At 71.2% G+C, this 9,860-nt stretch carries 8 protein-coding genes and 2 pseudogenes; 8 read left to right on the forward strand and 2 right to left on the reverse strand.

Annotation, left to right across the window (positions count from 1 at the left end; all coding sequences use genetic code 11):
* The 6 genes and pseudogenes from ACRDP3_RS03175 to ACRDP3_RS03200 form a co-directional block, all read left to right on the forward strand.
* A pseudogene (locus tag ACRDP3_RS03175) lies at positions 1-1,581 on the forward strand (hypothetical protein); the annotation flags it as partial.
* A gap of 123 nt (positions 1,582-1,704) precedes the next feature.
* Positions 1,705-2,655, forward strand: a complete 951-nt coding sequence (locus tag ACRDP3_RS03180; RefSeq protein WP_431515261.1) for a cellulose-binding protein — start codon at positions 1,705-1,707, stop codon at positions 2,653-2,655.
* A 103-nt stretch (positions 2,656-2,758) separates the two neighbouring features.
* Positions 2,759-3,694, forward strand: a complete 936-nt coding sequence (locus tag ACRDP3_RS03185) for an ABC transporter ATP-binding protein (RefSeq protein ID WP_431515262.1) — start codon at positions 2,759-2,761, stop codon at positions 3,692-3,694.
* Between the two features lie 3 nt (positions 3,695-3,697).
* Positions 3,698-4,468 (forward strand): ABC transporter permease, encoded by a 771-nt coding sequence (locus ACRDP3_RS03190; protein ID WP_431515263.1) that lies wholly within the window; start codon positions 3,698-3,700, stop codon positions 4,466-4,468.
* Positions 4,469-4,591: 123 nt separating this feature from the next.
* Positions 4,592-5,842: an ABC transporter ATP-binding protein gene (locus tag ACRDP3_RS03195; RefSeq protein ID WP_431515264.1), complete on the forward strand. Its 1,251-nt coding sequence runs from the start codon at positions 4,592-4,594 to the stop codon at positions 5,840-5,842.
* Positions 5,839-6,804 carry an ABC transporter permease gene (locus ACRDP3_RS03200; protein ID WP_431515265.1) on the forward strand — a complete coding sequence of 322 codons (966 nt, stop codon included), beginning with the start codon at positions 5,839-5,841 and terminating at the stop codon, positions 6,802-6,804. Before ACRDP3_RS03195 ends, ACRDP3_RS03200 begins: the two co-directional genes overlap by 4 nt.
* A 1-nt stretch (position 6,805) precedes the next feature.
* On the opposite strand, the gene ACRDP3_RS03205 is transcribed toward ACRDP3_RS03200, so the two are convergent.
* Positions 6,806-7,138 carry an ATP/GTP-binding protein gene (locus ACRDP3_RS03205; RefSeq protein WP_431515266.1) on the reverse strand — a complete coding sequence of 111 codons (333 nt, stop codon included), beginning with the start codon at positions 7,136-7,138 and terminating at the stop codon, positions 6,806-6,808.
* Between the two features lie 223 nt (positions 7,139-7,361).
* Between ACRDP3_RS03205 and ACRDP3_RS03210 the strand changes: the two genes are divergently transcribed.
* Entirely contained in the window at positions 7,362-8,432 is a 1,071-nt protein-coding gene (locus ACRDP3_RS03210; RefSeq protein WP_431515267.1) for an LLM class flavin-dependent oxidoreductase, read from the forward strand.
* Between the two features lie 114 nt (positions 8,433-8,546).
* On the opposite strand, the gene ACRDP3_RS03215 is transcribed toward ACRDP3_RS03210, so the two are convergent.
* Positions 8,547-8,939, reverse strand: a complete 393-nt coding sequence (locus ACRDP3_RS03215) for an SCO5389 family protein (RefSeq protein ID WP_431515268.1) — start codon at positions 8,937-8,939, stop codon at positions 8,547-8,549.
* Positions 8,940-9,167: 228 nt separating this feature from the next.
* On the opposite strand from ACRDP3_RS03215, the pseudogene nucS reads away from it, so the two are divergent.
* Positions 9,168-9,848 (forward strand): annotated as a pseudogene (gene nucS / locus ACRDP3_RS03220) (endonuclease NucS).
* The last annotated feature ends 12 nt before the right edge of the window (positions 9,849-9,860 follow it).

Raw genomic sequence — 9,860 nt, forward strand, 5'->3', positions numbered from 1 at the left:
GAGTCCGACCGGCTGCGCGAAGAGGCCCGCACCGAGACCGAACGGCTGCGCGCGGAGGCCGCCGAGCGGCTGCGCACGCTGCAGCAGCAGGCCGAGGACGAGGCGGAGCGGCTGCGTACGGAGGCGCATTCGGACGCCTCACAGGCGCGTGCCGAGGGCGAGGCCCTGGCCGTGCAGCTGCGCAGTGACGCCGCCTCGGAGGCGGAGCGGCTGCGCGCCGAGGCCCAGGACACCGCCGACCGGATCCGGTCGGAGGCCAACGCCGCGTCGGAGCGTACGAACGCGGAGGCCGCCGAGGCGCTGTCGGCCGCACGCGAGGAGGCCGGCCGGCGTCGGCGCGAGGCCGAGGAGCTGCTGACCGAGGCCCGCGAGGAGGCGCACCGCGAGCGCACCCAGGCGCGCGAGCAGAGCGACGAGCTGCTGGCCACGGCCCGGCAGCGGGTCGAGGAGGCGCAGACCGAGGCGGTGCGGCTGGTCGAGGAGGCGGAGCGGCGCGCCGCGGACATGGTCTCCACGGCCGAGGAGACCGCGCAGGCGGTACGCGACTCGGTGACCGGACTGCACGAGCAGGCCGAGGAGGAGGTCGGGCGCCGGCGCGCGGCGGCCGAGCAGGCGGCGGCGATGCTGCGGCGGGACGCCCAGGAGGAGTCCGAGGCGGCCAAGTCGCTGGCGGAACGCACCGTTTCGGAGGCGATGGAGGAGTCCGACCGGGCTCGCGCCGAGTCCGACCGGCTGCTCGACGAGGCCCGCGAGGCGGCGGCGAAGAAGCGCACCGAGGCCGCCGGGCAGGCCGACCAGCTGATGGCGAAGGCGCAGGAGGAGGCGCGCCGCACCCAGGCGGCGGCCGAGGAGCAGGCCGACAGCATGGTGGGGGCCGCCCGCCGGGAGTCGGACCGGCTGACCACCGAGGCGCACGAGGAGAGCCGCGAGCTGGTGGAGAAGGCACGGACCGACTCCAACACCATGCTGGGCGAGGCACGCGCCGACGCGGTCGCGATCCGGGAGCGTACGGAGGAGCAGCGCACCCGCGTCGAGAGCGAGATCGAGGAGCTGCACGAACGGGCCCGCCGGGAGTCGGCGGAGGCGATGCAGACCGCGGGCGAGCGCTGCGACAAGCTGGTCAAGGCGGCCCAGGAGCAGCTGCGCGAGGCCGAGGAGAAGTCCGCCCGGCTGGTGCAGGAGGCCGAGAACGAGGCGGCCGGCGTGCGGATCTCCGCGGTGAAGAAGGCCGACGGGCTACTCCGGGACGCCGAGAAGCGGAAGACCGACACGCTGCGCGAAGCGGAGCAAACCCGCGCGGATGCGTCGGCGGAGGCGCAGCGTACGGTCGAGGCGGGGCAGCACGAACTGGAGGTGCTGGAGCGCCGCCAGGAGGACATCAACGCCGAGATCTCACGTGTACAGGATGTGTTGGAAGCGTTGGAGTCTTTCGAATCTCCTGGGGGCGGTGACGGCGCGGAGCACGGCGGCGGCGCGGGCACCGGCAAGAAGGGCGGTGGCGGCGGCGGTTCAACCGACGGCGTCGCCGCGGGCGTTGGCGCAGGTACGACTCGGGCGGGTGGCAAGGATTCCAGGAGTTAGCCACTCGAACGAGCGACCATTCTCCAGATCAAACCGGCAATGGCTCGATGACACGCCGCTTTGGCCCCTAGGATTCCCCCATCACTTCCCGTCTGATAACCCGTCTGACTCGACAGGAACCCCATGAGCGACACTTCCTCCCCCTTCGGCTTCGAGCTCGTGCGGCGTGGCTATGACCGCGGACAGGTGGACGACCGCATTACGAAGCTGGTCGCCGACCGTGACAGCGCACTGGCGCGAATCACCTCTCTGGAAAAGCGCATCGAGGAGCTGCACCTCGAAACGCAGAACGCGCAGGCCCAGGTCAACGAATCCGAGCCGTCCTACGCCGGCCTCGGCGCGCGGGTCGAGAAGATCCTTCGCCTCGCCGAGGAGGAGGCCAAGGACCTGCGCGAGGAGGCCCGCCGGGCCGCCGAGCAGCACCGCGAACTCGCCGAGGGCGCGGCGCAGCAGGTGCGCAACGACGCGGAGGCGTTCGCGTCCGAGCGCCGTGCCAAGGCTGAGGACGAGGGCTCCCGCATCGTCGAGAAGGCGAAGGGCGAGGCCACCACTCTGCGTACGGACGCGGAGAAGGACGCGCAGTCCAAGCGCGAGGAGGCCGACTCCCTCTTCGAGGACACCCGCGCCAAGGCCGCACAGGCCGCCGCGGACTTCGAGACCAACCTGGCCAAGCGCCGCGAGCAGTCCGAGCGTGACCTCGCCTCCCGGCAGGCCAAGGCCGAGAAGCGGCTGGCGGAGATCGAGCACCGTGCCGAGCAGCTGCGGCTGGAGGCCGAGAAGCTGCGTACGGACGCGGAGCGCCGCGCCCGGCAGACGGTGGAGACCGCCCAGCGGCAGGCCGAGGACATCGTGGCCGACGCCAACGCGAAGGCCGACCGGGTCCGCAGCGAGTCGGAGCGCGAGCTGGCGGCGCTCACCAACCGCCGCGACAGCATCAACGCGCAGCTGACCAACGTGCGCGAGATGCTGGCCACGCTGACGGGTGCCGCGGTCGCGGCGGCCGGCCAGCCGGGCGAGGAGGACTCCGAGGAGGGGTCAGCGAAGAACAGCGTCCCCGCCCAGCAGACCCGCTGACGCGTTTTTCCGCGTGGGGCCCGGCACGCCGTGTGCCGGGCTCCAGGTGTGTCCGGGCCTGCCCTGACTGGCGGCGCGGCCACGCCACGCTTAGCGTCGGTGCATGATCGAGTTGCGCGGGCTGACCAAGAGGTACGGCGAGAAGACCGCCGTCGACCACCTGACTTTCAGCGTGCGCTCCGGCATCGTCACCGGGTTCCTCGGTCCCAACGGGGCGGGTAAGTCCACGACCATGCGGCTGATGCTGGGCCTGGACGGTCCGACCAGCGGCGACGTCCGTATCGACGGCAGGCGGTACGACCAGTTGCGGGACCCGCTCAACTACATCGGGGCACTGCTGGAGGCCAAGGCGGTGCACGGCGGGCGCAGCGCCTACAACCATCTGCTGTGCATGGCGCAGTCCAACGGCATCCCGCGCCGGCGGATCGGCGAGGTGCTGGACCTGGTCGGACTGAGCGCGGTCGCCGGGAAGCGGCCCAAGGGCTTCTCGCTGGGCATGGGACAGCGGCTCGGCATCGCGGCCGCACTGCTGGGCGACCCCAGGATCCTGATGTTCGACGAGCCGGTCAACGGCCTCGACCCGGAGGGCATCCACTGGATCCGCAATCTGATGCAGCACCTGGCCCGCGAGGGCCGTACCGTCTTCGTCTCCTCGCACCTGATGAGCGAAATGTCGCTGACCGCCGAGCACTTGGTGGTCATCGGCCGGGGCAGGCTGCTCGCCGACACCTCGATGGCGGACTTCATCGCCGCGAACTCCCGCACATACGTGCGCGTCCGCACCCCCGAACCGGAGCGGATGCGGGACGCGCTGAGCGGCGCCGGTCTCACCCCGGTCGCGGCCGGCGACGGCTCGTGGCAGGTGGAGGGCGCGGACGCCGCCCGGATCGGCGAGCTGGCCGCCGGGCACCAGCTCGTCCTGCATGAGCTGAGCCCGCAGAAGGCGTCGCTGGAGGAGGCGTTCATGCAGCTGACGGCGGAGTCCGTGGAGTATCACGCACACGAAGAGAGCGGCGCTGACGGCGGGAAGGGACGGTAGAGGATGTCGCACACCACGCGGGTGCTCCGCTCGGAGTGGACCAAGATCCGCTCCGTACGCTCCACCCTCTGGACGCTGGCCACCGCCCTGGCGGTGACGGTCGGCCTGTCCGCCGTCATCTGCGTCTTCACCGCGTCCGAGTTCGACAGTATGAGCACCGGGTCCAAGCTCACCTTCGACCCGACCTACACCAGCTTCGCCGGGATGAGCCTCGGCCAGCTGGCCATGATCGCGTTCGGCGTCCTGGTCGTCTCCGGCGAGTACAGCACCGGCATGATCCGCAGTTCGCTGTCGGCCGTACCGCAGCGCGGCACCTTCCTGGCCTGCAAGACCGTGGTGGCGGGAGGGCTGGTGCTGGTGGTCGGCATGGTCACCAGCTTCGTCACCTTCTTCGTCGGGCAGGCGCTGCTCGGCGAGCACGGAGCGTCGATCGGCGATACGGGCGTGCTGCGCGCGGTCTTCGGCGGCGGGCTCTACATGGCGCTGATCGCGCTCTTCGCGATGGGCGTCACCTTCGTGCTGCGCAGTCCCCTGCTGGCGTTCGCCATCCTGATGCCGTTCTTCTTCCTCATCTCCAACATCCTGGGCAGCGTGAGCGCGACGAAGAAGGTCGCCCAGTATCTGCCGGACCAGGCGGGCAACACGGTCACCTCGGTGGTGCCGGAGGCGCTGGACCGCCCGTACGGGCCGTGGGGCGGACTGCTCATCATGGTGGCCTGGACGGCGGCCGCGCTCCTCGCGGGCTGGTTCGTGCTGAAGAAGCGGGACGCCTGACGCACGTACCGTTCCGGACGCTTGTACGGGGCACCCGGTGGAACCGGACCGGTTGCTTGTAGCCTTCTGGGCCATGTCCGGGGGCGAGTAGTCAGCCCCGAACTGCGTCCAGGGACGAAACGGATGATCGAGGCGTACGGCCTGACCAAGCGCTACGGCGCCAAGACGGCCGTCTACAACCTGTCCTTCCAGGTGCGGCCCGGAACCGTGACCGGCTTTCTGGGGCCCAACGGCTCGGGCAAGTCGACGACGATGCGGATGATCCTGGGTCTGGACACCCCGACGGCCGGCCAGGTCACCATCAGCGGGCACCCCTTCCGCCGGCTGCCCAACGCCCCTCGCCAGGTCGGCGCCCTGCTGGACGCCAAGGCGGTGCACGGCGGGCGCTCGGCGCGCAGCCATCTGCTGTCGCTGGCGCAGCTGTCCGGCATTCCGGCCCGCCGGGTGGACGAGGTGCTGGGCGTGGTCGGACTGCAGGAAGTGGCCAGGAAGCGTTCGGGCGGCTTCTCGCTGGGCATGGGACAGCGGCTCGGCATCGCGGCGGCGCTGCTCGGCGACCCGCAGGTACTGCTGTTCGACGAGCCGGTCAACGGCCTCGATCCTGAGGGCATCCTCTGGGTGCGCAATCTGATGAAGCGGCTGGCGAACGAGGGACGCACGGTCTTCGTCTCCTCCCATCTGATGAGCGAAATGGCGCTGACCGCCGAGCACCTCATCGTGATCGGGCGCGGGCAGCTGATGGCGGACACCTCGGTGCCGGAGTTCATCGCGCAGAACTCGGTGGGCTTCGCCCGGGTCCGTACGCCCGACACCGATCCGGGGCAGCGGGAGAAGCTGACGACGGCGGTGCAGGAGGCCGGCGGCCAGGTGCAGCCGGAGGAGGACGGGGCGCTGCGGGTCAGCGGCCTCCCGCTGCCGCAGATCAGCGACCTGGCGCACGGAGCGGACGTACGGCTGTGGGAGCTCTCGCCGCATCAGGCATCGCTGGAAGAGGCGTACATGCGGCTGACACAGGGCGCGGTGGACTACCGCTCCACGGTGGACCAGCGCGCGGGCCTGCAACAGCAGCAGCTCCAGCAGCAACAGATGGCGGGGCAGTTCGGCGGGCCGATGAGCCCCGGAGGACCGGCAGGGCCAGGCGGACCGGGCGGACCTGGGGCTCCGATGGGACCGGGCGGACCGGGCGCTCCGATGGGACCGGGCGGCTGGGGCCCGCCGCCGGACGCGATGCCTCCGCAGAGCGGCGGCTACCCGGGCGGTGAGCCCAGCCCGTACGCGCCCACCCAGGCGTGGCAGGGTCCGCCGCCGATGCCCGCGCCGCCCGCCGGCCCCTCGAACGCTTTCCGGCCCGACAGCGAGGACGACGTCCGATGAGCACCCCGCACCAGCAGCCGCAGCCGCAGTACCACCAGCAGCAGCCGGGCGGCCGGGCGACGGCGACCGCGCAGCCGCCGCAGGGCCCGCCCGGCGGCGGCCCCGGTTACGCGTCCCCCATCCCGCTCGCCCGCACCCACCTCGGGCACGCCCTCGCCTCCGAGTGGACGAAGATCCGTACGGTGCGCTCGACGGTGTGGACGCTCAGCGTGATGTTCGCCCTCGTCGTCGGCATCGGGCTGCTCACCGCCCTCGGGCTCAGCGGCGGCGACTACACCGGGATGCCGCTGCTCGCCCCCGGCCTGTTCGGGCTGATGCTCGGGCAGATCTGCGTCATCACCCTGGGCGTTCTGGTGATCACCTCCGAGTACGGCACCGGCATGATCCGCACCACCCTGACCGCCTGCCCGGCCCGCGGCCGGGTGCTGATGGCGAAGTCGCTGGTCTTCTTCCTTCTCGCCTTCGTCATGACGACGGTGGCCTGCTCACTCACCGCGCTCATCAACTCGCTGCTGCTGAGCGACCAGAAGGTCCCCGACTACATCGACCGTGGCCCCGGCAGCCCGCTCAAGGGCTCCTTCGAGGACGGCAAGCTCGTCGCGGACAGCGGAGAGTGGCTGGGCGCCACGGTCGGCGCGGGCCTCTACGTCGCACTGCTCGGGCTGCTGGCACTGGCCGTGGGCGCGCTGCTGCGGCACTCGGCGGGTGCGATCACCGCGATGCTCGGTGTGGTCCTGCTGCCGCTGGTGATGGCCCTGTTCATGAACGGCAAGACGCTGGAACCGGTGCGCGACGTCCTCATGGAGTACTCCCCGCTCAACGGGCTGGCCTCGCTCTACCGCATCCCCATGTCGGCCGAGGAGCACAACTCCACCGGCTGGCCGCTGCTGGGACTGCTGGCGGGCGTCACGGTGGTCGCGCTGGGCGCCGCGTACGCGCTGCTCAACAAGCGCGACGTGTAGCTCAGTAACGCGGCGCGTTTCGGGACCGCTGGGGCCGCGCGCCCCGGCGGTCCCGCGCGTTCCAGCACGACTTGTGCCAGTGCCGCCGGTCCGCCACCTGCCCCATTCGCTGCCAGGCCACCACATGCGGCACACCCGGCGGGATCTCCTGGTCGCAGCCGGGGCAGCGATAGTGCTTGCCGGTCGTGCCGGCGACCTGGCGCACCGCCCATTCCTCGCCCCGCCAGTCCTCGGTGCGCTCCAGTCCGTACCGCTCGCCCGACCCGTCGTCCTGACGGCCGGCGGCGGAGGGCTTGGCTGCACCGCTGCGGGCGCGGTTGCGACGCGGGGACACGGGACACCTCGGACAGTCGGAGCGCGGTCGGAAACACAGGGTGTCACCAGACTACGCACCCTCGCGCCGGATCACCGCACACCGATGCCTTGGCCAAAGCTGTTGTCGGCCGCCGTTCATCGGAACAATCGTTCTCGCGTTGCCGTGCCTTTGGCACGTGTCGGCCGTTAATGCCAACAGGGGCCGAGGGGGGCCTGCGGCGGTCTCAAGAGAACGGAGCAGCATGCGAGTTGGAGCCTTTGTGCTGGCCGCACAGTTTCCGGGGCAGGGACAGAGTGAGCCGCTGCACCGCGCACTGCGCACCGGGGAGGTGGCGGAGGAGGCGGGGCTGGACGCGGTATGGCTCGCCGAGCACCACTTCGTTCCGTACGGCGTCTGCCCCTCCGCGGTGACGCTGGCCGCGCTGCTGCTGGGGCGCACCCGGCGCATCGGCGTCGGCACCGCCGTGAGCGTGCTCCCCAACGCGCATCCGGTCGCCCTCGGTGAGCAGACCGCGCTGCTGCATCTGACCTCCGGCGGCCGCTTCACCCTCGGCGTCGGCCGGGGCGGGCCCTGGATCGACCTCGAGGTCTTCGGCGGCGGCCTGGGAGCGTACGAGCACGGCTTCCCCGAAGCGCTCGATCTGCTGCTGCGCTGGCTGCGCGAGCCGCGGGTCGGAGCGGACGGCGAGCGGTACCGGTTCCGCGAGGTCGAGGTCGTCCCGCGCGCCGACGAGCCGTTCGCCGACACCGAACCCGGCCTGCGCGTCCCACCGTCGCGGGAGCCGCCGGTCGTCGTCGCCTGCACCTCGCCCGGCACGGTACGGCTCGCGGCCCGGCGTGGACTGCCGATGCTGCTGGGCATGCACTGCGGCGACGAGGAGAAGGCGGAGATCGTGTCACTGTGGCACCGCGAGGCACGGGACGCGGGCCACGGTGCGGAGAAGATCGAGGAGGCGGCGGCGCAGCACGTCTCCGCCGGCGTGGCGCAGGTGAGCGACCACACCGGGGAAGCGGTCGAGTCACTGACCAAGTCGCTGCCGGGCTGGCTGAGTACGGGCCTGGGCGCACACCGGACGGTGGACGGCCGCCGGCGCCCGATGCGCGATCCGCTGAGCTACACGGAACTGCTGTGCCGCCTGCACCCCGTGGGCACGCCACGGCTGTGCGCCGACCGGCTCGCGGCGACGCGGGAGCGCACCGGGATCAGCCGGTTCGCTCTGCTCGTCGAGGGGACGGGCGACCTGGCGGCGACGGAGCGCAACGTGCAGCGGCTCGGCGAAGAGGTACTGCCGCTGCTCCCCCCGGCATCATGACCCCGGTCGATCGGCCCGCCCGCCACGGCCGCCCCGCCCCCCCATCTCTGCGCGGTACACGCTGCCGCTGCTCACGGGAGCAGCGGCAGCGCGGCAGTTGGGCCAGGCGCTGAGTCAGCAGTCACGCAGCGTCGGCGACTGGTTGAGCAACTGGCCCCGGAGCGAAGTGAAGCGCGCGAGTCTGTCGTCCACCGAGGCGTCCAGCGGGAAGACCGCCACCCGGTGACAGTTCTGGAAAGCGAGCCGCACACCGAAGTGCCGCTCCAGCGCCCCGCGTATCGCGTCGCTGGCCAAGGCGCGCAACAGCTGGCCCCGTGCCTGTTCGTCGGGCGGCGGGGTCTGGTTGTCGGCGAACTCGCCACCGTCCACCTTGAGCTGAGCGACCAAGGCGCTGATCATTCCCCACGCGTAGGGCAGGGAAACACGGACGCAGTCGACGAAGTCCTTCTCCTCGACTTCGCCTCGCTCGGCCTGATCCAATAGGGCCGGTGAGACGTCGAGCGACATGGGTTCTCCTCTCGCGGCCCCCCGGGAAGGGGACCTGCCGGATAAAAGTGAGGGACCCGGGCGGAGCGTCGTGATCTTACGACTCCGTACGGCGACACCCCCCATCGCTTACGTTAAGGGGCGAGGGGTTACCGCACCATGCAAATGGACATACATCCAGCCATTGTTGAAGCAGGCGATCAAGGGCGAATCGTCTGGCGCGGACGCCGTCCAGTAGCGTGACCGACCATGCGTCTCGTCATCGCCCGGTGCTCCGTCGACTACGCCGGCCGGCTCACCGCTCATCTCCCCTCGGCCCCCCGGCTCATCCTGGTCAAGGCCGACGGCTCGGTCTCCGTACACGCGGACGACCGCGCCTACAAACCCCTCAACTGGATGTCACCACCGTGCACGGTGAAGGAATCCGAGGACGCCCCCGGCGGCGCCGGCTCCGTCTGGACGGTGGAGAACAAGACGGGCGAGAAACTGATCATCACCATGGAGGAGGTGCTGCACGACTCCTAGCACGAGCTGGGCACGGACCCGGGCCTCATCAAGGACGGTGTGGAGGCGCATCTGCAGGAGCTGCTCGCCGACCGGATGGAGACACTGGGCGAGGGCTGGAGCCTGATCCGCCGCGAGTATCCCACGGCCATCGGCCCGGTCGACATCCTCGGCCGCGACGCCGCGGGTGTCACGGTCGCCGTCGAGATCAAGCGGCGCGGCGAGATCGACGGCGTCGAGCAGCTGACCCGCTACCTCGAACTCCTCAACCGTGACCCGGTGTTGGCGCCGGTCAAGGGGATCTTCGCGGCGCAGGAGATCAAGCCGCAGGCGCGGGTGCTGGCGACGGACCGGGGCATCGGCTGCGTCACCCTCGACTACAACGCCCTGCGCGGCATCGAGGACGACAAGCTCCGGCTCTTCTGAGGCGCGTACGAA

Source organism: Streptomyces sp. (assembly GCF_050698815.1).
Taxonomy (GTDB): Bacteria; Actinomycetota; Actinomycetes; order Streptomycetales; family Streptomycetaceae; genus Streptomyces.